Origin of the sequence: Streptomyces viridochromogenes, from assembly GCF_001270495.1 — a bacterium.
Taxonomy (GTDB): Bacteria; Actinomycetota; Actinomycetes; order Streptomycetales; family Streptomycetaceae; genus Streptomyces; species Streptomyces viridochromogenes_A.
In genome coordinates, this window is sequence record NZ_LGUR01000232.1 from 1 (window position 1) to 24,743 (window position 24,743).

The window sequence follows — 24,743 nt, forward strand, 5'->3', positions numbered from 1 at the left end:
TCCACGGACCCCAGGAGCCCGCTGCTCACCCACCGCCACCGCGGGGCGGCGGAACCGGTTCACAACGTCGGCCACGTCGACCTCGTCGACACCCCCGCCTGCCTCGGAGTGCGCCCGTGCCGACCTTCGCCAACCCCGTTCTCGCCGGCAGTCACCCGGATCCGTCGATCTGCCGGGTCGGCGAGGACTTCTACCTGGTCACGTCATCGTTCGCGTACTACCCCGGGCTCCCGGTCTTCCACAGCCGCGATCTGGTGAGCTGGAGAGCAGTGGGGCATGTGGTGCACCGGCCATCCCAGGTGTCGTTGACCGGGCTGGACGTCTCGGACGGCCTCTGGGCCGCCACCATCCGCCATCACGCGGGAACCTTCTACGTGGTCGTGACCCTGGCGCGAGGCCGTCGGGGCAGCACCACGCTCCTGTACACCGCGGCCGACCCCGCCGGCGCCTGGTCGGACCCGATCACGCTGGACGCGGAGGGCATCGACCCGTCGCTCTTCTTCGACGACGACGGCCGCTGCTGGTTCACCGCCTGCCGCGACGCCGCCCACCCGGAGGTCACCGGCCCAGGCGAGCTGTGGATGCGCGAACTCGACCTCCAAACCCTGGCGTTGACCGGGCCGACCCACAGCCTGTGGTACGGCGCGATGCGCGGCGCCTGGGTGGAGGCACCGCACCTGTACAAGCGTGACGGCGTGTACTACCTGATCGCCGCGGAAGGCGGCACCGAGCACCATCACGCCGTGACCGCGGCCCGTTCCGACACCGTCACCGGCCCCTACTCCACGGACCCCAGGAGCCCGCTGCTCACCCACCGCCACCGCGGGGCGGCGGAACCGGTTCACAACGTCGGCCACGTCGACCTCGTCGACACCCCCGCCCGACACCCCCGCCGGGGAGACCTGGGCCGTCGCCCTCGGGGTACGGCCGCTGGAAGGTACCCACACGCTGGGCCGCGAGGTGTTCCTGGTCCCCGTCGAATGGACGCCCCGGGGCCCGGTCTTCGCACCGGACACCGGACGCGTGAACCTCTCGGAACGGCGGCCCGTGGGAACGACGGCGGTGGGAGGGGGACCGGCCCAGGACGGACCGGTGCGGTACGAGTTCCGCGGCGGCGCGCTCGGCCCGGAATGGAACAGCTTGCGCGGGCCGGTCGACGACGTGGTCTCCCCCGGCGCCGGAGAGGGCGGCCTGACCATCCGCCTCTCCCCCGAGCCTCTGACCTCGACGGGCACCCCCGCGTTCATCGCGCGCCGCCAGCAGCATGTGCACCTGTGCGCGAGCACCCGTATCCGCTTCTCCGCCACCGCGCCGGCCCAGCAAGCGGGCCTGGCCGTCTTCCAGAACCACGCCCGGTACGCCACGCTGGGTCTCACCGTCGACGCCGCCGGCACCCCGCAGGTCGTGCTCACCGCCCGCGAGGCGGCCGCCGCCACCCGCCTCGCGGCGGTCGCCGTGGCGGACCGCGAGGTCGTCCTCGCCGTCGACAGCGACGAGTCCGGCTACACCTTCCGCGTCGACGACGGCACCTGGACGACCTTGGGCAGCATCGAGCGGTCCTTCTTCAGCACGGAACGAGCCGGAGGGTTCGTCGGCGTCTACCTCGGTCTGTACGGCACCCGCGACGCCGAGGCCGACCCGGCGGAGGCACACGTGGACTGGTTCGAGTACGCCCCGGGGCGCGTCGGCCCGGGACAGGATCAGCTGTAGAAGTTCTTCGCCCAGCGGTGCTCGGCCAGCTGCGCGAGTCGCCGCGGGGTGAGCGGCGGTGCGTCGGCGATCGCCGCGTTGCGTTCCACGTTCCGCAGGGAGCGCATTCCGACGATGACGGTGGAGACCGCCTGCCCGGCGAGGGCGAAGCGCAGGGCGGTGGACGGGAGTTCCTCGACGCCGATCCCCAGGTCGGCGCAGATCGCGTCGACGCGCTTCCCGACCTGGGCGGGCCGGTCGTCCCTGAAGTACCAGTTGCGCCAGTCGCCCTCCGGGAAGGTGACGCCCGTCCGGATCGAACCGGTGAGGGCACCTTCGTCGAGTGCGACCCGGACGATCACACCGACTCCGTACTCCTCGCAGGCCGGCAGCAGGGCGTCGGCCGGGGCCTGCTCGAAGACGTTGTAGATGACCTGGACCGTGTCGACGACTCCGGTACGCAGCACCGTGAGCACGTTCTCGGGCTGGTGGTCCTTGACGGAGATCCCGAAGGACCTGATCCTGCCCTCCTGCTTGAGGGCGTCCACCGTCTCCAGCCAGTCGCCGCGGCCGGTCCACTCGTCCTCCCAGGTGTGCAGCTGAAGGAGGTCGACGTGATCGCGGCCCAGTTCGCGCAGGCTGGTCTGCAGGCTCTCGCGCAGGTGCGACCCGGGGAACGCCTCCATGGGGTCGAGTCCGCTGGGCGAGAGGGAGACGGGCACCTTCGGCCCGACCTTCGTCGCCACGTGCACGCCGTCCCCGCCGCCCGGGAGCTCCCTGAGCGCACGGCCGACGACGCTCTCACTGCGGTCGTACGCCCGGGCGGTGTCGATGAAGGTGACACCCAGGTCGAGGGCGCGGTGCAGGGCGCGTACGCCGGAGTCGTCGTCGGCGCCGACCCAGGCCCCCTGGCCCAGTCCCCAGGCGCCGTAGCCGATCTCGGACACGGTCAGTCCGGTGCGGCCGAGTTCCCGATAACGCATGTGCTGTTCGTACTCCTCGGGTGATGCCACGCCCCTGGTGAGGGCCGCTGTGCCCGCTCGACGCTACTGACGGCGGATCTCCTGCGACAGCAACGGCGGAGCAGCGAAACTTTCGAAATCGGCGACGCGCTTCAGGACTTCGCCCGGGAATGCGCTCAGGACTCCCCGTGGGAATGCGGTCGGGAATCCGCGACGGGGGCGGCGGTACTGCGCCGTACGACGAGTTCCGGCGTGATCTTCAGTCGTTGCGCCTTCTCCCCGCCCAGCATCCGTACCAGCAGCTCGATGGCGCTCCTGCCCAGGTGGACGAAGTCCTGTCGGACCGTGGTCAGGGCGGGCACCAGATAGCCCGAGCCCTTCATGTCGTCGAACCCGACGAGTGACACGTCCTGCGGCACCTTCACGCCGCGCTCCGCGAACGCCGCCAGGACTCCCATCGCCATCTGGTCGTTCCCCGCGAAGACCGCGGTCGGCAGGCCGGTGTCGTCCGTGCAGAGCTGGTGGGCGAGGCGGAATCCGCTCTCCGCGCTGAAGTCCCCTTCGAGCATGGTCCCCTCCGCTCCCGCGCCGGCGAGTTCGGTCTGCCAGCCCTCGACACGGGCGCGCGCGTCGAAGGTGCGCAGGGCGCCGGTGAGATGGGCGATGCGCCGGTGCCCCAGGCCGAGAAGGTGCCGGACCGCCAGCCGGGCGCCGAGTTCCTGGTCGACCTCGACGAAGCTCAGGTCGAGGTCGGGCACGCTGCCGGACATCACCACCGCCACCGGCACCCCGAAGACGAGGCCGGACAGCGCCTCCACGGCGACGGGCCGGTCGGCGACGACCGCGATCGCCTCCACGGACTGATCGGTGAGCCGCTGCAGCGTCTCCACCAGGTCGCCGGTGGTGCTCTCGCCCTGTCGGCTCGCCAGGCTCACCCAGTACCCGGCCTGCTTGGCGGCCGTCTCCACACCCAGCAGGATGCGGGGCAGCTCGAACAGGTCCGACCCGACGATCACCACACCGATCGTCGAGGAACGGCGGCTCTTGAGGGCCCTGGCCACACTGTTGCGGCGGTAGCCGAGCTTCTGGATCGCGGCCTCGACCTTGGCCCGGGTCTCCGGCCGTACCGACGGATGGCCGTTGATCACGCGGGAGACGGTGATGTGCGAGACGCCGGCCTCCCGGGCCACGTCCATCATCCCTGGCGGCCGGTCCATGTCACCCGTCCCTCTGCCTTCAACCCCAGCAGGCGGCCCTGCGTACACCGCCGATACTGTCACAGGCCTCGGGCCGCATCCCCGCAGCGACTGGACAAGATCCGGACGGGCATTGCCGCCGTCTCGTGCATCTCGGCGCACTGTCCGTCGGGCGCATCCGACCCGGCGGAGATCGTCACGCGCACCTCCCGGCCCGCCGAGGTCAAGGCCGCCGCGTCCGCGGTGTACGGCGCTGCCCGCGTCGAGGACGACACCGAGCGCACGCTGGACGGTGAACTCAGCAAGCCGGCCGTGGTGTTGAAGGACGCCCCCGACAGCCGGGCGGCGAAGGACACGATCGACGACCTGCGCACGGCCGTCCACCGGGTCCTGGGCGTCCTGATCCTCGTGGCCCTCGGTATCGACCACAACATCTTCCTCATGCACCGGGTGCAGGAGGAAACCGGGAGGCTGGGCTGCATCGGCGTCCTCCTGGACACCTTCCTCGTCCACACGGTCCTGGTGCCCGTCTTCGCCCTGCCCGGTACCGGACGGGACACGTCGCCGGGTTCGGTCACGGGGTGTGACCCGTATGGGACCGACACCTTTCAACCGGCCCTGACACCTTGTTTGTTGACCCTGTGGAGACGCCAACGGCGGCCTCAGAACGTTTGTTTGTGAGTGATAGCATTCCGCCGTCTGCGACCTTGATCCACTTCGCTCCGGCACAACCGGCCTGAGGTGGTCTGCTCTTCGCACCAACAGTCATGCGGTCCCTGTGACGGGTTGCGGATCCTCGCGAGCTGTGTCCGTCGACGCCTGCATGCCACGCGCCGGGAAAGGTTTCCATGAGTCAAGACGCGCTTATCTGGTGTCTGGTTGCGATAGCGGTGATTGCCATTGCCGCAGTCGTGGCCCTCACACTCCGTAACTCCGCCCTGGGGGCGAAGAAGCGGGAAGCCGAGGCCGCGCTGGCACAGCGGCTCAGATACACCGAGGGCGAGCTCGGCCGTATGCAGGCAGAACTGCAGCGAGTCCGGGACGAGCAGGACGGTGTCATCGGGGAGGCCGAGCAGGCGGCGGAGGAGAGCACCAAGGCAGTCCTCAAGGGCGCCGCCCGCTTCCTCCAGAGCCTCGCGGCCGAACAGACGGCTCTGCTGGACGAGGTCCAGCGCAAGTACGGCGGGCACAGCGTCCTCTCCGACCTGATGGACGTGAACCACGCCAACGCGCAGATGGCCCGTAAGGCCCAGGGCATCGCGGTCATGTGCGGAGCCCCCCTCGGCCGGCGCAACCAGCCCGCCAGCGTCTACGACGTGGTGCGCAGCGCCCAGAGCCAGATCCGCAACTTCCACCGCGTCGAGATCATGCAGCCGAGCGGCATCGCGCTGAAGGCGTCCGCCGTGGCGCCGGTGGCTCTGGCCGTCGCCGAACTGCTCGACAACGCTGCCAGCTTCTCGCAGGCGGAAGCACCGATCGAGGTAACGTTCCAGCGCGTCCAGAAGAACCTCTGCATCATCATCGACGACGCCGGCGTCAGCATGAGCGACGAGGACCGGCAGGCGGCGACCGCGCTGCTGTCGGGCGATGAGGTGCCCCGGCTGTCCCAGCTGGGCACCCAGCCCAAGTTCGGCTTCCCCGTCGTCGGTCTGATCGCCCGTCAGTACGGCTTCAAGGTGGACGTCACCGGAGTCTCCCGCTACGGCGGCGTACGCGCTGTCGTCCTGCTGCCCGAGGAGCTGTGGACCATGGAGGAGACCCCGCCGCCGGCCAGTGAGGTGCCGGTGAGCAGCATCCGCCGCGTCGAAGGCCGTGAGCAGGCCGGCGCGCGCACGATGCACGGCCTGCCGAAGCGCGGGGCGCGCAAGTCGCCCATCGCCAGTGTCCCCTCCGACGGAAGCGCTTCCGGCGGGCAGGCGGCCGGCCCCAGAAGGGCGGGCGGGGGCCTGGGGGCGTTCCAGCGCGGCACGCTGACCGGCCGTGATCTGGACGCCCCGACACCCGAAGGGTCCGAAGGCGCATGACTACTACGGACATGTCATGGATGGTCCAGGACATCGTGGACAACGTCCCTCGCGCCCGGCACGCCGTGGTGCTGTCGGCGGACGGGCTTCCGCGCGGGGTGACGGACGGACTGGTCGACGGGGACGTGCGGACCATCTCCGCCGCCATGGCGGGGATGCAGTCACTCAGCCGCGCCACCGCCCACTTCGCCGGGCCGACCGAGGACCGGCAGTGGAGTCAGACGGTCATCGAGTTCACGCACGGCTGGGTGTTCCTGATCGGGGCCGGACAGGGCACCTATCTGGCCGCCGCCGCGGAGCCCGATGTCGACATGCAGCAGATCTCCTTCCGTATGAACCGGCTGGTCGCCCGGCTGGGCAACAACCTCACCTCGGCACCCCGGGTGAACGGCGCCGAGTCGGCCCATGCCCAGGCCGACTCCGCGACACACAGGGAAGGGACGACCGGGACGGGGTTCGTTCTCGCCGAGCTGGACCAGCTGATCGCTTCCGTGCGCGGCGCGCGGCACGCCCTCCTGCTCGGGGCGGACGGGCTGCCCCGTGGGGCGAGCTCCGGGATCGGCCGGGACCTGGCGGACACCATCTCCGCGGCCATGACGGGCATTCACGCCTACAGCCGGGCGACCGCGTCGTTCGCGGGCGGGCTGCGCGACGACGGGTGGCGGCAGACGGTCATCGAGTTCCAGCACGGCTGGATCTTCCTCGTCGCGGCCGGTGAGGGAGCCTTCCTCGCGGCGGCCGCCGCACACGACTGTGACATCGAGGAGTTCACCACGCGGCTGAGCGATGTGGCGCCCACGCTCACCGCACGGCAGGTGCCGCAGGGAGGGAAGGCCGGCGATGCATGACGAACCGGACAGCGAGCTGGAACTGACAACCGCATTAGTCCCTCTGTTCGTCATCGCGAAGGGACGTGCGCTGCCCGCGGACCACGAGTACGAGCACACCACGCTCGTCACCGCCCAGGAGGGCACCGAGGCCGCTTCCCGCACGCTGACTCCGGAAGCCCGAGCGGTCATGGACCTGATCGCCGACGGTTTCCTGTCCGTGGCCGAGATCTCCGGCTACACACGGCTGCCACTGGGCATCGTGCGCATCCTGCTGGCGCAGATGGCCGAGGACGGCCTGCTCTATGTGAGGAATCCGGCGCCACGTGCCGAACGTGTCGACCGCGAACTGCTCACCGCCGTACTCGATGGCCTGAAGACCCGATTCGGAGCGTAATTCGTGTATCTGGATCCAGCCGTCTCCCGTTCCGTGAAGATCCTCGTCGTGGGCCACTTCGGAGTCGGGAAGACCACCTGCATCGGCAGCATCTCCGAGATCGAGCCGTTGCAGACCGAGGAGGAGATCACCGAGGCGAGCGAGGGCTTCGACGACCTGTCGGGCACCCCGGACAAGACCACCACGACGGTGGCGATGGACTTCGGGCGCCTGTCCCTGAGCGACACCCTGGTCCTCTACCTCTTCGGGACCCCGGGTCAGGAACGCTTCAAGGAGATGTGGGAGGGGCTGTCCCGGGGTGCGCTGGGCGCGCTGGTCCTGGTGGACCCCGAGCGGCTGCACGAGAGCTTCCCCATTTTGGACCTGGTCGAGCAGTTCGGCCTGACCTACGCCATCGGTGTCAACCACTTCGACAGCACCCCCGACTATCCGCTCGACGAGGTACGGGAGGCGCTCAACCTCTCCGAGGACACCCCGGTCGTCCCCTGCGACGTACGCGACCAGGGCTCCTCGGCCCATGCGCTGATCACCCTCGTGAAGCACCTCATGTCCACCCTCGGCTAGGAGCCACGGCATGCAACAGCACTTCGACCCGTCCGGGATCCCGGCCGGCTGCCCCGCTCACGGCAACACACGGCTCTACGGGCCCGAGTTCGGCTCCGACCCCGAGCGGCACTACGCCCAGTTGCGCTCGATGGGGCCGAGCGCCCCGGTCGACATCGCGCCGGACGTCGAGGTCGAGCTGGTGACCAGCTACGACGCGGCCCTCTACATACTCCAGAACCCCGGCTCGTTCGTGCGGGACTCGCGCCGCTGGAACGCGCTCAACGAGGGGCGGGTGCCCGCCGACAGCCCGGCGCTGCCCATGATGGCGTACCGTCCCAACGCGCTGTTCAGCGACGGCGCGGCGCACGCCCGGCTGCGGCAGGCGGTGACGGACAGTCTCGCCACCGTCAACCAGGTGCAGCTCGTCCGCCAGACGCAGCAGTCGGCCGACTATCTGATCAGCCGGTTCAGCTCCGAGGCCCTCGGCCAGGCCGAGCTGATGGCCGCTTACGCCCAGCCGCTTCCGCTGCTGGTCTTCAGCGACCTGTTCGGGTGCCCGCCGGAGATCGGCGACCGGGTGATCGTCGGCATCAGCGGCATCTTCGAGGGCACGCCCGGCGCCGACGAGACACTGGGCGCGGCGCTCGGCGAACTCATCGCCCTCAAGCGCAGTCAGCCCGGCGAGGACCTCACCACCCGGCTGATGGTGCACTCCGCCCGGCTGACCGACGAGGAGGTGCTGCACCAGCTGGTGACCCTGCTCTCCGGTGGCACCATGCCCCTGACCGCCGCCATCGGCAGCAGCAGCGCGCTGTATCTGAGCGACCAGTGGCCGAACGGCCTGCCCGTCGAGGACGCCGTCGTGCAGACCCTGTGGAACTACGCGCCGATCGCCAACTACGCGGGCCACTACCCCGTCCACGATGTCGAGCTCGGCGGCCGGACCCTCAAGGCGGGCGACCCGATCCTGATCTCGTTCGCGGCGGCCAACACCGACCCCAAGCTGACCGCCCACCGCGAGCAGCTCAGCGCCAAGGCGCATCTGGCCTTCGGCGCCGGTCCCCACGCCTGCCCGGCCAAGGACCCCGCCTTCCTGATCGCGTCCACGGCCGTCGAGTCCCTGCTCAACCGGCTGCCGGACGTCGAACTGCGCATCCCCTTCAAGGATCTCGCCTGGGCGCCGACGCCGTGGAGCCGTGCCCTGGTGACCGTGCCCATCCGGTTCACCCCGCGCACCGTACCGTCGGCCGCCCGGGCCACGCCGGCTCGCCCCGCCCAGACGGCGCAGCCGTCCTCCGCGCCGCAGCCGTCCCCCGCGCCTCGGCCGGCTCACGCCGCTCCGCACCAGAAGGGCGGTCTCTTCAGCCGATTCCTGGCATGGACGAGGGGCGCGTGACGCAGGTAACTCTATGAGGCCGGTGCGTTACTGAATCTTTCAAAGATCTCTCGGGTACGTATGGCGGCTGACTCGCAGAAAGGAGCCGCCATCGTGGGGAGTACCACCTCTCCGATATCCGACCGTCGTGCGACCGTCGCCCTGTTCTCCCGTCTCCGGACAGCCCAGGGGCAGGCCGACCCCTTCCCCGTCTACTCCGAACTCCGGTCACGAGGAGATGTCACCCCCGCCCCCTGGGGTGGTTTCCTCGTGACCGGATTCAGCGCCTGCGACCAGGTCCTGCGCAGCGGCGCCTGGCACGAGCCGGACACGGGCTGGAGGGAACGGCAGGGGGAGCGCACCCGCTGGAGCGCCCCTTCCTCCCGGGAGATCAGCCGCACCCTGCCCGCACTCAACCCTCCCGAGCACACCCGGGTGCGCCGGGCGGCCGGCACCTTCGACCGCGGCACCATAGAGCAGATCGGCTCGAGAGTGAGCCGGGTGGTCGACGGCCTCCTCGACTCCCTGATGGAACAGCTGCACACCGGGGAGGCGGACTTCGCCGCCCTGGTCAGCGAGGAACTTCCCGTCGCCACGATCGGGGACTGGCTGGGGCTGCCCAGCGCGGACTGGCCCCGTCTGCGGGAACTGACCCACGACCAGGTCTTCACCCAGGAACTGCTGCCCTCCGCCAGCCAGTTGGCCCGGTCCGACGTGGCCATGGCCGAACTGCGCGCCTACTTCCTCAACCTGGTGAGTGAGCGGCGCACACGCCTCGGCGACGATCCCGTGTCCCGCTGGATCCGCACCTGGGACGCGCTGGAACCCGACCGGGCCAAGGCCGACGAAGCGGTCTACTTCCTCGCCCTGTTCGTCCTGCTGGCGGCCCTGGAGACGACGTCCACCCTCCTGTCGACCATGGCCTTACTGCTGGTCGAACGCCCCGACCGGTGGACTCTTCTCGCCGAACGGCCGGACCTCGTGCCCGCGTTCGTGGAGGAGTCACTGCGCTACGACCCTCCCACCCATGTGATCAGCCGGGTGGCCGCCCAGGACTGCGTACTGGAGGGCGTCGAGGTCCAGGCGGACGAGATGGTCCACCTCATGGTGGGAGCCGCACACCGGGACCCCGCCCGGTACAGCGCTCCCGACCGGTTCGAACTGAACCGGGGGCCCGGGCACCTCGCCTTCAGCGGCGGCATTCACTACTGCCTCGGCGCGCCCCTGGCCCGGCTGGAGGCCCAGACCCTCCTCAGCCGTATGGTCACACTCCTCCCCCGCCTGACCCTGGTCCGCCGCCCCTCCTGGGCCCCCAGGGTGGCGTTCCGGCGTCTGCTGAATCTGGATGTCGCCCTCGCATGAACCCGCTGCCCACCCCCGCCTCCGCCACCACGCCGGTCCCCATACCCGTGCCGGTGCCCGCACCCGCACCGGCTTTCGCACCCGTGCACGTGGACATCGCGCAGTCCGGCCCCGTCCTCCACGTCCGGCTCAACCCGTCCGTCCAGGACGACACGCTGAGCGCCGCCGTCCTGGACGAGCTCACCGCCGTACTCGACGGCCTCCATGAACGGCCCGACATCCGCATCCTCGTCCTGTCCTCCCTGGGCGACGACTTCTCCCTGGGAGCGGATCGCCAGGAGTACCAGGACGCCCTCACCACGGACCCGACCGGAGCCGCGCTGCGCCGCATCGCGGACAAGGCCCACCGGCTGTGCCAGGGCCTGGAGAACACCCACGCCATCACCATCGCCCGGCTCCACGGCAAGGTCGTCGGCGCCGGCCTCGCCCTCGCCGCCTACTGCGATCTGCGCGCCGGCGCGGACAGCTGCCGGTTCCGCATGCCGGAGGTCGGCGTCGGTCTCGCGCCCACCTGGGGCGGCGCCATGGGCCGGCTGATCTCGGAGGCCGGCGCCGCGCGGATCCGCGAACTCATGCTCACCTGCGACGTCTTCGACGCCGACACCGCCCAGCGGATCGGGCTCCTGCACAAGGTCGCCCCCCTCGACCGGTTGGACGACACCGTCGCCGCCTGGACAAGACCCCTGGCCCGCCGCTCCCCCGAGGCGCTCGTCCTGACCAAACGCATGCTCACCGGCTACGCGAAGGCCACCCGCACAGCCGACATCGCCCTGCTCGACGCCCACCTCCTGACCGCCCAACTGACGGCACCCCGAACCCCGATGTGACATCCCGCCGCCTCCGCAGCATGGTGATCCATACCGGCCGACGCCCCCGAAACCGGCCGGCCCGCACACTGCCGGCGCCCGGTGATACCTCATCACCGGGCGCCGAGAACGTCACACCCCCACTGACGTCACTCCATGACGACGGTTACCTCACGCCCGAGGGAGCGCTGGTCGGCCGGTGGGCGCACGGCGTGTGGTGAAGTAGGGATCATGACGACGAGTGACGCGATCGTGGTGCCAGAGCTGTACGCCGGCTACCCCGGGGTGGCCTTCGGCGGCTACGTGGCCGGCGTGTTGGCGCGGAGGTCCGGGGCGCGGACGGTACGGGTGGACTTCCGTGGGCCGGTGCCGGTCGAGGTGCCCGTGCGGATCGCCGAAACGGCGGACGGGGGCGTGGAATTGGGCGAGGCCGAGCGTCCCCTGGCAGCGGCGCGCCCCGCCGAGTTGTCCCTCGACGCCCCGGCCGCGCCCTCCTGGGACGAGGCGGCCGCCGCGGCTGAGCGATTCCGGGCGGCGCCACCGTCGGGCGTGGTCGACTGCTTCGGCTGCGGCCTGCGCTCCGCCGACCGCGGGCTACGGGTGTACTGCGCCCCGGTGCCGGACCTCGGCCTGGTGGCCTCCGCCTGGACCCCGTCCCAAGCTTTCGCCGACCCGGACGGCCTTCTCCCGCCCCATCTTGTCTGGGGCGCCCTGGACTGCCCGGGACACTGGGCGGGCCGTTTCCTCGGCACCCAGCGCCCGGGCGCGGTCACCGCCAGCCTCACGGGCAGCGTTCTCCGGCCGGTCGCCACGGGCGAGCCGCACATCTCCTACGCGTGGCTGCTGTCGGAGTCCGGGCGCAAGCACACGATGGGCGTGGCGCTGGCCACCGCCGAGGGCGAACTGTGCGCCGTCTCCGAGGCGTTGTGGATCGATCCCAGACCGGCCTCCTGACTCCGTGGCTGGCTCACGTGGCTGGCGTACGGGGCCGAGGCTAGCTCCAGTCGATGTCGGACTGACGCTCCAGCGGGGTCCGCTCCTCCAGGGACTCCGGGACGACCAGCGTGTCCGCCGTGGTCATCGCGGTGGGGAAGCGCAGGTGGGTTCGCGTCCGGATCTCGGACAGCTTGACCTGGAACACCCGGAACTCGTCCAGTTCGAGGGCTTCGGGCACATCCAGGTTCTGCGTCAGCAGGAACGCCTTGCACTTGAGTTTGCCGTCCTCGGAGTAGACGAGCACCTTCCAGAACTCGCGCGGGAGCTTGACCCCCCGGAAGACACGGTCGTCCTCGTGGAAGATCGGGCCGCCGAACACGCTGACCTTGAGTTCGTCGACACGGACGTCTTCGAAGACCGCGTCCTCGAGGTGGCCCCAGATGCCGTTGCGCCCACTCTGGTTGAAGTCGTCCATCTGCGGAGTGATGTTGGTGTAGAAGAACGAGTCCTTGTTGGCCTTCTTCGCCTCGGGCAGCGAACCCCACACCACGTCGGCGCGGCGCGCGATATGGCCGCGGTCGAGCCGGTTGTTGCGGCCCTTGTACAGCTCGTTGCTGACCTGGGCGGCGGCCGGCAGGCGCGGGTCCTTGGCGAAGTCGATGCCCTTTCGGTCGAGCTTCTTGAGGGTGCCCCCGTCGATGTTCCAGGCCACCCAGATGGCGAAGCGCCGTGAACTGCTGAGCGCCAGGGAGAAGTGCGTGTAGGGGACGACCTCGGACCCTTCGAGCCGGACGGCGTCCTCCTTGATCGAGGGGTTGAGCTGCGGGGTGCCGATCGGTACCGCGAGGAACCCGGGGTCGTACCCGGTCACGGTCTCCAGCGATTCGGGGTCCGGCGGAGCGAGGGTGATCTTCAGTTCGTCGAAGACCGCCTGGGGGAAGCAGGCCAGAGCGCGCTCATCGGGGTCCTCGTCGCCCTCGCCACCGAAGTGCAGACCGGCCATGACGTCCGTGGGCTTGCCGGAGCGGTTCGTGAACATCCAGACCGATCCGGAGTCGCCGGGCAGGCTGATCTCGTTGCCGTCCGCCGGATGCCTGGGGTCGGGACCTATCTCGAAGCATTCGATCTCGCGGACGCCGACCAAAGCGCCGTAGTTGATGCTGACGACGGCGAAGGGCCTGCTCACCACACCGTGCGTCACCCCGGTGGTGCGGCCGCACTTGACGACCTTGTCATCGATCTGCGGTTCGCCCAGCTTCGTCGGTGTGACATCGAGATCAAGGATGTCCATGGCGAAATCACGGTCCGTGACCGTCGACACGGCGCAGTCTCCGACCCTGCCGAGGTGGGCACGCTTGAGCGTGCCGAGGCGGTTCAGGGCGATACGGCTGTCGTCTTCCTTGCCGGGCTGCACGACCACGTCGCCGAGCTCGCCCTTGCGGCCGTTCAGCACGTGCCAGTTGCTCAGCAGACAGGGCGAGCCGTCGTTCCTGTCGAAGGCGATGCACCCGAAGGTGCCGGCGCTCACCTTGACGTTGCCGACGCTCACACCGGGGCGGACCGGATTGACACGCGTCTGCCGCTGCGGCGTCTCGCCCTCGGCCACCACGAGGAAATGCGGCTTGTAGGAGCGCTGGACCACATCGGTGGGCACCTGGACGCCGCCACCGATGTCGATGACAGCGGGGATCTCCTCGGTCCTCAGTTCATCCAGCCCCTCCGGCCGGACCTTCTTGTCGACCGTGAACTGGAGGGCCAGTTCCTTGCCCCTTTTCCCGCTCTTCTCCTTGTAGCCGATACCGATCGAGGACACATTCGGGTCGCTGAGGAAGCCCGACCCCCGGGTACGGATGAACTGCTTGAGGTCGCTGACCAGCTTGTCCTGGCCGTTTGTCGAGGACCCCTGACTGGCGGACGCACGCTTCTTGGCAGCCATGGAAGGCTCCCTTCACGCATGGAGTTCAAGCGTGGGAAGCCCTACCGAAATCATGGGGGTCCAGCGGTGGTTGAAACCGAAGCGAACGGCCTGGGCTTCCCGCTCTTTCGTGCACTTTTCAGCATACGGCCGGCGCATTGGGCCGGCGCACCCAGAAAACAGGCGAAAATTCAACGATATTTGGTTGCACCGACCACGACTTGGCCGTATCGCATACAACTCTCAATAAGTTTACCGTGGTTAGAAGGAAAAGCCTGGTTACATACGAGGGGAGTAGTAGCCATGGGCACGCAGATCAATTACGTCTTTGAAACTCACAGGGCCGTCGCCGACAGCGGCCGCGCCGCGGAGCTCGCCGCGACCACCTCTCCGTTCCAGATCGAGGTGCGGTTCCTCGGAGGGCTCACGAACAGCCAGAAGAGCGTCTTCGCCGAGGCCGCGGACCGTTGGGCGCGTGTCATCGTGGGAGACCTGGAGACCGCGATCATCAACGACCTCACCGGCAGGGTCGTGATCGACGATCTCCTGATCGACGCCGAAGGCGTGCCGATCGACGGGGTGAACAACGTCCCCAACATCCTCGGCCAGGCGGGCCCCACTCGGTTCCGGAGGGACGACGCGGTGAGCGGAGCGGGACTTCCCGTGAAGGGGCGCATGAGTTTCGACAGCGCCGACCTGGCCCAGATGGAAGAGGAGGGCACACTCCTCGACGTCATCACGCACGAGATGGGGCACGTCCTGGGAATCGGAACCCTCTGGATGACCTTCGGCTTCCTGAAGAACTTCCCCGGCCCCAACCCGACCTTCGTCGGCCCCGGCGCCATGAAGGAATTCGGCAGGCTCACCGGAGAAGGGCCCGCCCCGGCGCCGGTCGCCAATGTCGGCGGCCCCGGAAGCGCGGGCGGCCACTGGCGCGAGTCCGTCTTCGACAACGAGCTGATGTCGCCGAACATCGACGGCAGCAACAACCCCCTGAGCCGGCTGACGGTGGCGAGCCTGGAGGACCTCGGATACACGGTCGATCTCGACGCCGCACAGGACTACCAACTACCGGATCTTCTCCAGATCGCACGCTCCGGCCGCGTCCGGACCCCGGTGCCGGAGCATGTGGTGCTCCCGACCATCCCGACCCGCATCCCGGCCGAGAGGCCCTGACCGCCAACCGCCTCCCGGCCGCGGTGCGGGCGGCCCCTGTCCGTCGCGGGCTCACCGCCCGGCGATCGAACGCCGGGCAACGCCCGGGAAGGCCCGCGTCGGCAACCTCTGAAGCCCGGTCAGTCCACCGGGTGACCGGGCGAGATCGTATGGGCGTCCTCAAGACGCAGCAGCGGCCCGTCGCACACATCGCGGTCGCCCCATTCGACCGGGTCGAGGACGAAGCCGATGTGGTCACCGCCGCCCAAGCGCGTGACGATCCGGCCGACGAACCAGGCCGGCGCGTCCTGAAGAACGACGGCCCCGCCGTGCCCCTCCCGCCAGCGGACGTGCGCGAGCTTGTCCTCCTGGTCGCCGGTGCGCCCACCGAACAACTCGGCCAGCGCATGCTGCTCGCGGGCCAGCAGATGCACGGCCAGGACCTGCGCGGACCGCGCCACCCGGAAGGTGTGGTTGGCCTCCGAGAGCCACACCACGAACCGCACCGGCCGGATGGAGCACTGCGAGGCGAAGCCGACCAGACAGCCGGCCCGTTCGCCGCCCGACGCGGCCGTGACCACACACATGTCGGGGTTCAGCCGTCCGAGGAACTCGTCCATGCCCGCCATACCCAAGCCGCTCCCGCTCCCGTTACCGTCCGCCTGCCCCTCCGCCTCTCGGCACTACCTCACCACGGAGCGTGTACCCCTGCCATCCAGCGATTCAGCCGCCGCCCGCGGTCTCGTGCGTCTCCGCCCCTCCGAGTGGGCGCCACCCCGGCCACCAGGACGGCGCATCGCTTTCGGTCTCCTCGCCACCTTCACCGGTCGACGGAACTGAGCCCCGCGGCCGAGACCCACAGGTGTCGCAAATCGTCAGATGAACCGCGCTGACCTGGTCGTTCAAGGCACGAAGGGGCGGAGCACCCGTCGCTGAAGGACGAATGCAACGACGTTGCGAAAGTTGCCGCAAAGCTTTTCATGCGCCCCTCGACATCTTCTACGCTGGAGCCGCAACTGTTCACAAAATGAAGGGAATCAGCACGATGCTGCGGTACATGCGTTCAACTTTCACATCCCTTGCAATGCCCCTGCTCGCCCTGTTCGCTCCATTCGCCCTGTTCGCGGTGACGACCGGTACGCCTGCGCACGCCGCGCCCCAAGCGGCGGCATCCCGGGAATCGTCGCGATCGATGCAGGGTTCGATGAGCGCCCCCGACTGCGTGCACCTCACCGTGGACTGGCGCTACACCTTCGTCAGCAACGACTGCTCCAGCACCTACACCCTGACCGTCGCCTACCTGGACGGCACGGAGGTCCCCTGCCGAACGGCGGCTCCCGGCGATCGGATCACCTTCCCGGGGCGCGGAACTCAGGGCAACGAGGTCCTGGGCGCCGTCCTGTGCGACAGCGGCGGGAGCGCCTGACGGGCAGAACCCTTTACGCGGCTGTCATGTCCCTGTAGCTTCCACGCCGCAAGAGCTTTCAGGAATTTTCCGGCTGCTCTTGCAGGGACGCTCGAAGCCGCCCGGGATCCGCCCCGTATTGGAGTCGCCATGAGATCTGCATCTCCGCGCCGGCCACGACGCCCCCTGGTGGCGTTCGTGGCGGCGACCGGACTGCTTGGGCTGGTGTCCACAACGCCGGCCGCAGACCTGGCGGTTCCACTTCAGCCGGTGGCCGACACGGCCAACACCGCGACGGTCCTCTACTACACGAAGACCAAGAACTGGTCCTCGACGTATCTGCATTACGCGCCGGACGGTGGCTCATGGACGGCCGTCCCCGGCACGCAGATGGAGAGCGCCTGTACGGACTGGGTGAAGAACACCGTCGACCTCGGCTCGGCCGCCGGACTGCAAGCCACCTTCAACAACGGCAGCGGCACCTGGGACAACAACGGCGGCAACAACTACGCGCTGGGCACGGGCACCATCACCGTCAAGGACGGCGTGATCGCGCACAGCGACCCGTGTGCCGACACCGGCACGGGCGACGGCAACCAGGCCACGGTCTACTACTCGACCGCGACCTCCGGCTGGACCACTGCGAACATGCACTACGCACCCGCCGGCGGATCGTGGACGACGGCGCCCGGTGTCGGCATGGAGTCCGCCTGCACCGGCTGGTGGAAGAAGTCTCTCGACCTCGGCACCGCCACCTCGCTGAAGGCGGCCTTCAACAACGGCAACGGCGTGTGGGACAACAACAACAGCGCCGACTACACGATCCCGACCGGTACCACGACCGTGAAGGACAAGACGGTCGCCACCGGCGCCGCCGACCCTTGCGCCGCCGAGGAGCCCGACACCGGGGCGCCCACCACACCGACCAAGGTCACCGCGAGCGCCACCGACACGTCGATCGTGGTGAGCTGGGACGCCGCGACCGACGACACGGGGGTGACCAGGTACCAGGTCACACGGACCGGTGGAACCACGGGCACCGTCGTCACGGACGTCGGCTCAACCGTCCACTCCGACACTGGACTTGAGGAGAAGACCGCCTACACCTACACCGTGAAGGCCGTCGACGCCGCCGGGAACACCTCACCCGCCTCCGTCGAGGCGACCGCGACGACCGGCGAGAAGGCCCCCGCCCCGGCCGCCGGCACCCCGCTCGGCGCGGACCCCCGCAAAGACCCCGTCTACTTCGTTCTCACCGCCCGCTTCTACGACGGCGACAGCTCCGACAACCGCGGCGGCAGCCAGCACACCAAGTCCGGCAACGCGGCCAACAACGACCCCATGTTCCGGGGCGACTTCAAGGGCCTGGTCGAAAAGCTCGAAGTGAGACCCCGATCCGCGACCCCTCAGCTGCGGACGAGGACGCCCAAGTCCTTGTGACCCACTCCCGGTGCGCTCAGCGCCAGCCAGCCGTGGCCGCGTATCCGGGTGGCGGCGCTGATCCGGGTGGGATCCACCGACAGATGGGAGCTGGCAGTGATGGCGTCCGCCGTGCCCTCGTTGGGCTCGGCCTCGTCATACTCCGGATCGAAGTCCTCGTCGTCGACGCGCAGGTCTTCCCAAGGCAGTGGTTCACCTACCCACGCGGGATCGTCCTCGCACGCGTACAGGCGCCGGATGCGTCCCTGCTCGGCGACCACCCAGACATTCGATCCACCCGCTTCGTCCTCAAAGAACATCTGGGCTTCGCCGCACTGGACGCTCAGCCGTTCCACCGCGCTCATCCACTCGTCCCAGTCGACGCCGACCACGTCCGCCAAGTTCCCGGTGATCAGCCGCCAGCCGTCCAGTTCCGGCGTGACGAACACCGGAACCGCGCCTGGCCTGTGCGGCAGCCGCTCGACGTCCGCCCCTTCGTCGAACGTGACAGGGAACCGGTCGTGGAGGTCCAAGGCCGTGAACAGACCCTCGTAGCGCTCGCCGGGCACCGCGTACCACCAACTGTCCGAGAAAAGCGGGGAGGGCACTTCGTAACAGGCCCTGAGCAGTGCCCGGCGTGCCAGCAGCGTTCTGTCGCGCTCGCCCAGACGGTCGGTGAATCCGGCTTCCAGCAGCGCACCCAGCCTGTTCTCGATCATGAGTCAGGAGCATAGGGCGAGCCACTGACAATGACCGGGGCGCCGACATCGCAATGGCAAGGAGAGCACTCTCCTTGCCACTCTCAACTTATAGCGCGCCGGGGGGCTTGCGGCAAGGCCCGGGTCGGGGCGCAGAATCGTCGGCCGAGGCCACGGCCTGCGGAAACATGGGGGTGCCTCAGAAGGGAGGCATCCAGGGGTGGAGGTATCACGTTGATCGGGCAGTACGTGTGGGATCTGCAAGAGGTTGAGGAGAGGCAGGTCGCGGTCGTCGGCGGCAAGGGCGCGCACCTGGGCGGGCTGTCGCGGATCGAGGGCATCCGTGTACCGGCCGGCTTCTGCGTGACGACGGACGCCTTCCGGCGGATCATGGCGGAAGCGCCGTCGATCGACGATCGGCTCGATCAGCTGTCGCGTCTGAAACCGGACGACCGGGAGGCGATCCGCACGCTCAGCGCGCAGATCCGTCAGGCCATCGAAGGGATCGCGATCCCGCCCGATCTCGCGGCGGCGATCGCCCGCGCGCTAGCCCAGCTCGGCGAACAGGCCGCCTACGCCGTCCGATCCAGCGCGACGGCGGAGGACCTGCCGACGGCCTCCTTCGCCGGCCAGCAGGACACATACCTGAACGTCGTGGGGCCGACGGCGATCCTCCAGCACGTCAGCCGGTGCTGGGCCTCGCTGTTCACCGAGCGGGCCGTGACGTACCGTCAGCGGAACGGCATCGACCACCGTACGGTCGCCATGGCCGTGGTCGTGCAGCGGATGGTCTTCCCGTCTGCGGCCGGCATCCTGTTCACGGCCGACCCCGTCACGGGCAACCGGAAGACCGCCACCGTGGACGCGGGCTTCGGCCTCGGCGAGGCCCTGGTCTCCGGCCTGGTGAACCCGGACGTCTTCAAGGTGCGAGACGGCGAGGTCGTCGCCAGGGCGATCGCCGCCAAGCAGCGGGCAGTTCACGCCCTGCCGGCCGGCGGTACGCGGGAAGTGGCGATCGACTCGCAGCGGCAGGAGCAGCCGGCGCTGACGGATGCGCAGGTCGTGCGGCTCGTGCAGCTCGGGCGGCGGATCGAGGCGCACTTCGGCCGCCCCCAGGACATCGAATGGTGCCTGGTCGACGATGACTTCCAGATCGTTCAGAGCCGGCCGATCACGACGCTGTTCCCCATCCCCGAGACCGGCGACCAGGAGAATCACGTCTACGTCTCCGTCGGCCATCAGCAGATGATGACCGACCCCATGAAGCCCCTCGGGTTCTCCATGTGGCAGCTGACGGCCATGGTGCCGATGCACGAGGCCGGCGGGAGGCTGTTCGTCGACGTCACCCGGCGTCTGGCGTCGCCCGCGAGCCGCGCCGGCCTCCTGGACCTCATCGGGAGAGGCGATCCTCTGATCAGGGACGCTCTTGAGACCGTCCTGGAGCGCGACGACTTCGTGCCGTCGCTCCCGGACGCGGGTCCCGGCGGGCCACGGGCCGGCGGTGCGTCCGCCCCGATCGAGACCGATCCGGCCGTCGTCACCGAGCTGATCGAGCGCAGCCAGGCGTCCGTCGCCGCCTTGGAGCGCGACATCCGGACGAAGACCGGACCGGCTCTGTTCGATTTCCTGCTGGAGGCCTTCGAGGAGCACAAGCGGGTTCTCAGTGATCCGCTGAGCATTCAGGCGATCATGGCGGGGATGGAGGCCACGTGGTGGCTCAACGACAAGCTGAAGGAGTGGCTGGGCGAGAAGAACGCGGCCGACACCCTCACGCTGTCCGCCCCCGACAACGTCACGTCGGAGATGGGACTGGCGCTGCTCGACGTCGCGGACGTGATCCGTCGGCATCCGGAGGTGGTGGCGTTTCTGCAGGACGTGGAGGACGAGGGCTTCCTGGACGAGCTGCCGAAGCTCACGGGCGGGGCCGAGGCTCGCGACGCCATCGAGGGCTACCTCGACCGGTACGGCATGCGCTGCGTCGGCGAGATCGACATCACGAGGCCGCGCTGGCGCGAGCGTCCCACCATGCTCGTGCCCGTGATCCTCGACAACGTGAGGATCTTCGAGCCGGGCGCCGCCGAGCGGCGCTTCGAGCAAGGGCGGCAGAAGGCTCGGATGAAGGAAGAGGACGTCCTGTCCCGTTTGCGGGCTCTGCCGGACGGCGGCCGGAAGGCCGACGAGGCCAAGCGGATGATCGACCGGGTCCGCACCTTCATCGGGTACCGGGAGTACCCGAAGTACGGCATCATCAGCCGCTACTTCGTCTACAAGCAGGCCCTGCTGAGGGAGGCGGAGCGCCTCGTGCGGGCCGGCGTGCTTCCTGAGCAGGAGGACATCTTCTACCTCACGTTCCAGGAGCTCCACGACGTCGTTCGCTCGCACCGGGTGGATGACCGGCTCATCCAGCAGCGCAAGGACGCGTTCCGGTCGTACCACGCGCTCACACCGCCCCGGGTGCTCACATCGGATGGTGAGGCCGTCAGCGGGGCGTACCGGCGCGACGACGTGCCGCCCGGCGCCCTGGTCGGCGTAGCGGTTTCCGCCGGGACCGTCGAGGGTAGGGCCCGCGTCATCCTTGACATGGCGGACGCCGATCTCGAAGCGGGCGACATCCTGGTCACGCCCTTCACGGACCCCAGCTGGTCACCGCTGTTCGTCGGAATCGCGGGCCTGGTGACGGAGGTGGGCGGCCTGATGACCCACGGCGCGGTGATCGCCCGGGAGTACGGCTTGCCGGCCGTCGTGGGCGTGGAGCAGGCCACCCGGCTGATCCGGGACGGTCAGCGGGTCCGCGTGCACGGAACCGACGGCTACGTCGAGATCCTGTCTTGACCCGCCTGCAAGAGCAGTGGGCACGCCCAGCGGTATCCGCGCACGTGACCTTCGCTGCCGCAAGGTCGATACTGCCGACAGCAGGGGTTTCGCCGAGCAGCCACCGACCGTCCCTGAAGCCTCACAACCCGTCGTCGAGCCCCCCGGGACCACCAAGATCGGATACCGATTCAGCCCAGCCTGACCTGCTAGAACGAAGGTCATGAGCCCATCTGCCGGCCTCACCAGGAGGTACTCATGAAGATGCTGATCAATGTCGCGGAGACCGTGGTCGCGGACGCGCTGCGCGGGATGGCGGCCGCCCACCCCGAGCTGGTCGTCGATGTGGACAATCGGGTGATCGTACGGCGGGACGCGCCCGTGGCGGGGAAGGTCGCCCTCGTTTCCGGTGGCGGGTCGGGGCACGAGCCGCTGCACGGTGGTTTCGTGGGTCCGGGGATGTTGTCGGCGGCCTGTCCGGGGGAGGTGTTCACGTCGCCGGTGCCCGATCAGATGGTGCGGGCCGCGGCCGCAGTGGACAGCGGGGCGGGCGTGCTGTTCATCGTCAAGAACTACACGGGCGACGTCCTCAACTTCGACATGGCGGCCGAGCTCGCCGAGGACGAGGGCATCCAGGTCGCGAAGGTGCTGGTCAACGATGACGTGGCGGTGACCGACAGCCTCTACACGGCCGGGCGGCGCGGCACGGGCGCGACCTTGTTCGTCGAGAAGATCGCCGGTGCGGCGGCGGACGAGGGGCAGCCATTGGAGCGAGTGGAGGCGATCGGGCGTCAGGTCAACGAGAACGCCCGCAGCTTCGGCGTCGCCCTCAGCGCCTGCACCACGCCCGCCAAGGGCAGCCCCACCTTCGATCTGCCGCCCGGCGAGCTGGAGTTGGGCATCGGCATCCACGGCGAGCCCGGCCGGGAGCGGCGGGCGATGATGACGTCGGGCGAGATCGCCGACTTCGCCGTGGGCGCCGTCCTGGCGGACATGACCCCGCGCAACCCGGTCCTCGTCCTGGTCAACGGCATGGGCGGGACACCGTTGTTGGAGCTGTACGGCTTCAACGCCGAGGTCCAGCGGGTGCTCGCCGAGCGCGGCGTCGCCGTCGCCCACACCCTCGTCGGCAACTACGTCACCTCGCTCGACATGGCCGGGGCCTCCGTCACCCTGTGCCAGGTGGACGAGGAGTTGCTGCGACTGTGGAACGCGCCGGTGAAGACGCCGGGGCTGCGGTGGGGTATGTGATCAGGGTCTGTGATCCGGATCTGTGATCCAGGTCTGTGATCCAGGTCTGTGATCCGGAGCCGGACGCCGCAACACACCTGCCACGCAAGGAGATCCAGTGCTCGACGCCGATTTCTTCCGCCGTTGGATGACGGCGACCGCCGCCTCCGTCGACCGTGAGGCGGAACGGCTCACCGCTCTCGACTCACCCATCGGGGACGCCGACCACGGCAGCAACCTGCAGCGCGGGTTCACCGCCGTGGCCGCGGAGCTGGAGAAGGAAGCCCCGCGGACGCCCGGCGCGGTCCTGACGCTCGCGGGGCGGCAGCTCATCTCGACGGTAGGCGGCGCGTCGGGGCCGCTGTACGGGACCCTGCTGCGCCGGACCGGCAAGGCCCTCGGCGAGGCGAGCGAGGTGAGCGAGGACCAGTTCGCTCAGGCGCTGCGGGCGGGGGTGGACGCGGTCATGACCCTCGGTGGTGCGGCGCCGGGTGACAAGACCATGATCGACGCGCTGGTGCCCGCCGTGGACGCGCTCGGCGACGGCTTCGCCGCGTCCCGGGCCGCCGCGGAGGAGGGCGCCCTGGCGACGACGCCGTTGCAGGCCCGCAAGGGGCGGGCCAGTTATCTCGGCGAGCGCAGCATCGGGCACCAGGATCCCGGTGCCACGTCCTCGGCGCTGCTGATCGCGGCACTGGCGGAGGCGCACGGTGAGTGACGCGAAGGCGAGTGAGCGTCTCGTCGGCATCGTGCTCGTCTCGCACAGCGCCCAGGTCGCCGCTGCGGTGGCCGAGCTGGCCCAGGGGCTCGCGGGCGGCGCTACGGCGGTACCGATCGCCCCGGCGGGCGGCACCGAGGGCGGCGAGCTCGGCACCAGCGCCGAACTGATCGCCGCGGCGGCCGCCTCCGTGGACCGCGGCGCCGGGGTCGCGATCATCACCGACCTGGGCAGCGCGGTCCTCACCGTGAAGGCCCTGCTCGCGGAGGGCGACGAACTCCCGGACAACTCGCGCCTGGTGGACGCCCCGTTCGTCGAAGGCGCCGTCGCCGCGGTCGTCACGGCGGCAACAGGCGCCGACCTGGCGGCGGTTGAGGCTGCCGCCACGGAGGCGTACACGTATCGGAAGACGTGAGGCGCGCGCCTGCCCATGCGCGATGGTGCCGCGTACGCCCCCTCACCACACGCATCGCACCCATCACCCCAAGGACCGCTCCCCTACCCGACACCCTCCGCCGCAACGCCCAGCGCCGAGCGCAGCGTCGCCGCCAACTCGGTCTGTGCCGCTGCGCGGTCCGGGTGGGCGTCGGCGGTGCGCCAGGCGTAGTGCTCGACCGCAGCGCGCAGGGCCGCGTTGAACATCGCCGCCTGGATCGTCGGACGCAGATCGTCCGCGGCGGCCCCAGCACGTTCGGCGAGGGCGCGGGCGAACACCGGTTCGACCTCGTCGTACGTCTGGAGCCAGATCGCCCGTAGGCCGGGCTCGGTGCGGGTCAGCCGTACCAGTGCCCCCACGGTCGCCCGGTCGGGTCCGGCGAGCAGGTCGTCCTCGTCCGCAAGTGCGCGGTCGAGGAGTTCCTCGAGGGGCTGGTCGGCACCCCATTGGCGCAGGCAGTCGACGATGAGGTCGATGCCGGCCGAGAACAGCGGCCGTACGCAGCTCTCCTTGCTCGGGAAGTAGCGCCACACGGTTCGCGAGGACACACCGACCGCCGCTCCGATCTGCTCGCCCGTGGTCGCCGTCACGCCCTGGGTGACGAACAGATCCACAGCAGCCCGCGCGATGTCCAGCCGGATCTCGGCCTTGCGCTCCTCGGTCAGCGGCGGTCGTCCTGCGGGTCGGCTCGTGGTCCGGCTCGTACGTCCACGGGCTGCGGTCATGTTGTCCTCCGGCCGACGCTGATCGCTCTTCCGGAATTCTCCACGAGGTTCTCCTCGCAAGTTTATGTCACTCAGAGACATTAAGTCGTAGGGTGAGGCCCCGGGGGCGTT

Annotated in this window: 22 protein-coding genes and 2 pseudogenes; 18 read left to right on the forward strand and 6 right to left on the reverse strand. The window is 69.5% G+C overall.

Going from position 1 to position 24,743, the window contains the following annotated elements; genetic code table 11:
* Positions 1-116 precede the first annotated feature (116 nt).
* Both ADK36_RS50670 and ADK36_RS50675 read left to right on the forward strand, forming a co-directional pair.
* Positions 117-821, forward strand: a pseudogene (locus ADK36_RS50670) (glycoside hydrolase family 43 protein); the annotation flags it as partial.
* Between the two features lie 271 nt (positions 822-1,092).
* On the forward strand, positions 1,093-1,710 hold the full coding sequence (locus tag ADK36_RS50675) for a hypothetical protein (RefSeq protein ID WP_234330001.1): 618 nt from the start codon (positions 1,093-1,095) through the stop codon (positions 1,708-1,710).
* Here the strand turns inward: ADK36_RS50675 and ADK36_RS35290 are convergent.
* Together ADK36_RS35290 and ADK36_RS35295 are read right to left on the reverse strand one after the other, a co-directional pair.
* Complete coding sequence (locus ADK36_RS35290) at positions 1,701-2,672, reverse strand: aldo/keto reductase (RefSeq protein WP_048585487.1); 972 nt, start codon at positions 2,670-2,672, stop codon at positions 1,701-1,703. The two genes, ADK36_RS50675 and ADK36_RS35290, sit on opposite strands and share 10 nt — an antisense overlap.
* Before the next feature lie 155 nt (positions 2,673-2,827).
* Positions 2,828-3,868, reverse strand: a complete 1,041-nt coding sequence (locus ADK36_RS35295) for a LacI family DNA-binding transcriptional regulator (RefSeq protein ID WP_053200466.1) — start codon at positions 3,866-3,868, stop codon at positions 2,828-2,830.
* A gap of 222 nt (positions 3,869-4,090) precedes the next feature.
* On the opposite strand from ADK36_RS35295, the gene ADK36_RS49170 reads away from it, so the two are divergent.
* From ADK36_RS49170 to ADK36_RS35340, 9 genes are all read left to right on the forward strand, one after another.
* Positions 4,091-4,528, forward strand: a complete 438-nt coding sequence (locus ADK36_RS49170) for a hypothetical protein (protein WP_159391240.1) — start codon at positions 4,091-4,093, stop codon at positions 4,526-4,528.
* Between the two features lie 167 nt (positions 4,529-4,695).
* Positions 4,696-5,871: an ATP-binding protein gene (locus ADK36_RS35305; protein WP_048585490.1), complete on the forward strand. Its 1,176-nt coding sequence runs from the start codon at positions 4,696-4,698 to the stop codon at positions 5,869-5,871.
* 20 nt (positions 5,872-5,891) lie between these two features.
* Complete coding sequence (locus ADK36_RS35310) at positions 5,892-6,719, forward strand: roadblock/LC7 domain-containing protein (RefSeq protein WP_048585491.1); 828 nt, start codon at positions 5,892-5,894, stop codon at positions 6,717-6,719.
* The gene (locus ADK36_RS35315; protein WP_048585492.1) at positions 6,712-7,095 is read left to right on the forward strand and encodes a DUF742 domain-containing protein; all 384 of its coding nucleotides are present in this window, start codon (positions 6,712-6,714) and stop codon (positions 7,093-7,095) included. Before ADK36_RS35310 ends, ADK36_RS35315 begins: the two co-directional genes overlap by 8 nt.
* A gap of 3 nt (positions 7,096-7,098) precedes the next feature.
* The gene (locus ADK36_RS35320; protein ID WP_048585493.1) at positions 7,099-7,659 is read left to right on the forward strand and encodes a GTP-binding protein; all 561 of its coding nucleotides are present in this window, start codon (positions 7,099-7,101) and stop codon (positions 7,657-7,659) included.
* A gap of 10 nt (positions 7,660-7,669) precedes the next feature.
* Complete coding sequence (locus tag ADK36_RS35325; RefSeq protein WP_048585494.1) at positions 7,670-9,037, forward strand: cytochrome P450; 1,368 nt, start codon at positions 7,670-7,672, stop codon at positions 9,035-9,037.
* 93 nt (positions 9,038-9,130) lie between these two features.
* Complete coding sequence (locus ADK36_RS35330; RefSeq protein WP_199830317.1) at positions 9,131-10,378, forward strand: cytochrome P450; 1,248 nt, start codon at positions 9,131-9,133, stop codon at positions 10,376-10,378.
* A complete protein-coding gene (locus tag ADK36_RS35335; RefSeq protein ID WP_078916594.1) occupies positions 10,375-11,205 on the forward strand; it encodes an enoyl-CoA hydratase/isomerase family protein in 831 nt (276 codons plus the stop codon). Before ADK36_RS35330 ends, ADK36_RS35335 begins: the two co-directional genes overlap by 4 nt.
* Before the next feature lie 210 nt (positions 11,206-11,415).
* A complete protein-coding gene (locus ADK36_RS35340; protein WP_048585496.1) occupies positions 11,416-12,138 on the forward strand; it encodes a hotdog fold domain-containing protein in 723 nt (240 codons plus the stop codon).
* Positions 12,139-12,178: 40 nt separating this feature from the next.
* On the opposite strand, the gene ADK36_RS35345 is transcribed toward ADK36_RS35340, so the two are convergent.
* Complete coding sequence (locus tag ADK36_RS35345) at positions 12,179-14,056, reverse strand: DNA/RNA non-specific endonuclease (protein WP_053200470.1); 1,878 nt, start codon at positions 14,054-14,056, stop codon at positions 12,179-12,181.
* Between the two features lie 282 nt (positions 14,057-14,338).
* Here ADK36_RS35345 and ADK36_RS35350 point away from each other — a divergent pair, with 282 nt between their 5' ends.
* Positions 14,339-15,211 (forward strand): leishmanolysin-related zinc metalloendopeptidase, encoded by an 873-nt coding sequence (locus ADK36_RS35350; RefSeq protein WP_048585498.1) that lies wholly within the window; start codon positions 14,339-14,341, stop codon positions 15,209-15,211.
* A gap of 119 nt (positions 15,212-15,330) precedes the next feature.
* Here the strand turns inward: ADK36_RS35350 and ADK36_RS35355 are convergent, their stop codons facing one another.
* Complete coding sequence (locus ADK36_RS35355) at positions 15,331-15,819, reverse strand: flavin reductase family protein (protein ID WP_053200472.1); 489 nt, start codon at positions 15,817-15,819, stop codon at positions 15,331-15,333.
* A 575-nt stretch (positions 15,820-16,394) separates the two neighbouring features.
* Here ADK36_RS35355 and ADK36_RS50680 point away from each other — a divergent pair.
* Complete coding sequence (locus ADK36_RS50680) at positions 16,395-16,616, forward strand: alpha-amylase (protein ID WP_234330002.1); 222 nt, start codon at positions 16,395-16,397, stop codon at positions 16,614-16,616.
* 129 nt (positions 16,617-16,745) lie between these two features.
* Positions 16,746-17,978 (forward strand): annotated as a pseudogene (locus ADK36_RS35365) (carbohydrate binding domain-containing protein); the annotation flags it as partial.
* Positions 17,979-18,001: 23 nt separating this feature from the next.
* On the opposite strand, the gene ADK36_RS35370 reads toward ADK36_RS35365, so the two are convergent.
* A complete protein-coding gene (locus ADK36_RS35370; protein WP_048585501.1) occupies positions 18,002-18,733 on the reverse strand; it encodes a hypothetical protein in 732 nt (243 codons plus the stop codon).
* A 213-nt stretch (positions 18,734-18,946) separates the two neighbouring features.
* Here ADK36_RS35370 and rph point away from each other — a divergent pair, with 213 nt between their 5' ends.
* The 4 genes from rph (at position 18,947) to ADK36_RS35390 (ending at position 23,886) form a co-directional block, all read left to right on the forward strand.
* A complete protein-coding gene (gene rph, locus ADK36_RS35375; RefSeq protein ID WP_048585502.1) occupies positions 18,947-21,544 on the forward strand; it encodes a rifamycin-inactivating phosphotransferase in 2,598 nt (865 codons plus the stop codon).
* 237 nt (positions 21,545-21,781) lie between these two features.
* Entirely contained in the window at positions 21,782-22,774 is a 993-nt protein-coding gene (gene dhaK, locus ADK36_RS35380) for a dihydroxyacetone kinase subunit DhaK (RefSeq protein ID WP_048585503.1), read from the forward strand.
* A 97-nt stretch (positions 22,775-22,871) separates the two neighbouring features.
* Positions 22,872-23,471, forward strand: coding sequence for a dihydroxyacetone kinase subunit DhaL (gene dhaL / locus ADK36_RS35385; protein ID WP_048585504.1), 600 nt, complete (start codon positions 22,872-22,874; stop codon positions 23,469-23,471).
* On the forward strand, positions 23,464-23,886 hold the full coding sequence (locus ADK36_RS35390; protein ID WP_053200474.1) for a PTS-dependent dihydroxyacetone kinase phosphotransferase subunit DhaM: 423 nt from the start codon (positions 23,464-23,466) through the stop codon (positions 23,884-23,886). Before dhaL ends, ADK36_RS35390 begins: the two co-directional genes overlap by 8 nt.
* An 83-nt stretch (positions 23,887-23,969) precedes the next feature.
* On the opposite strand, the gene ADK36_RS35395 is transcribed toward ADK36_RS35390, so the two are convergent.
* A complete protein-coding gene (locus tag ADK36_RS35395; protein WP_048585506.1) occupies positions 23,970-24,632 on the reverse strand; it encodes a TetR/AcrR family transcriptional regulator in 663 nt (220 codons plus the stop codon).
* Positions 24,633-24,743 lie beyond the last annotated feature (111 nt).

What these genes read in the sequence shown, in the direction of transcription:
- ADK36_RS35290 (WP_048585487.1), bottom strand. Translation starts at nt 2,672, where the DNA reads ATGCGTTATCGGGAACTCGGCCGCACCGGACTGACCGTGTCCGAGATC.
- ADK36_RS35295 (WP_053200466.1), bottom strand. Translation starts at nt 3,868, where the DNA reads ATGGACCGGCCGCCAGGGATGATGGACGTGGCCCGGGAGGCCGGCGTC.
- ADK36_RS35305 (WP_048585490.1), top strand. Translation starts at nt 4,696, where the DNA reads ATGAGTCAAGACGCGCTTATCTGGTGTCTGGTTGCGATAGCGGTGATT.
- ADK36_RS35310 (WP_048585491.1), top strand. Translation starts at nt 5,892, where the DNA reads ATGGTCCAGGACATCGTGGACAACGTCCCTCGCGCCCGGCACGCCGTG.
- ADK36_RS35315 (WP_048585492.1), top strand. Translation starts at nt 6,712, where the DNA reads ATGCATGACGAACCGGACAGCGAGCTGGAACTGACAACCGCATTAGTC.
- ADK36_RS35325 (WP_048585494.1), top strand. Translation starts at nt 7,670, where the DNA reads ATGCAACAGCACTTCGACCCGTCCGGGATCCCGGCCGGCTGCCCCGCT.
- ADK36_RS35335 (WP_078916594.1), top strand. Translation starts at nt 10,375, where the DNA reads ATGAACCCGCTGCCCACCCCCGCCTCCGCCACCACGCCGGTCCCCATA.
- ADK36_RS35340 (WP_048585496.1), top strand. Translation starts at nt 11,416, where the DNA reads ATGACGACGAGTGACGCGATCGTGGTGCCAGAGCTGTACGCCGGCTAC.
- ADK36_RS35345 (WP_053200470.1), bottom strand. Translation starts at nt 14,056, where the DNA reads ATGGCTGCCAAGAAGCGTGCGTCCGCCAGTCAGGGGTCCTCGACAAAC.
- ADK36_RS35350 (WP_048585498.1), top strand. Translation starts at nt 14,339, where the DNA reads ATGGGCACGCAGATCAATTACGTCTTTGAAACTCACAGGGCCGTCGCC.
- ADK36_RS35355 (WP_053200472.1), bottom strand. Translation starts at nt 15,819, where the DNA reads ATGGCGGGCATGGACGAGTTCCTCGGACGGCTGAACCCCGACATGTGT.
- ADK36_RS50680 (WP_234330002.1), top strand. Translation starts at nt 16,395, where the DNA reads ATGAGCGCCCCCGACTGCGTGCACCTCACCGTGGACTGGCGCTACACC.
- ADK36_RS35370 (WP_048585501.1), bottom strand. Translation starts at nt 18,733, where the DNA reads ATGATCGAGAACAGGCTGGGTGCGCTGCTGGAAGCCGGATTCACCGAC.
- dhaK (WP_048585503.1), top strand. Translation starts at nt 21,782, where the DNA reads ATGAAGATGCTGATCAATGTCGCGGAGACCGTGGTCGCGGACGCGCTG.
- ADK36_RS35395 (WP_048585506.1), bottom strand. Translation starts at nt 24,632, where the DNA reads ATGACCGCAGCCCGTGGACGTACGAGCCGGACCACGAGCCGACCCGCA.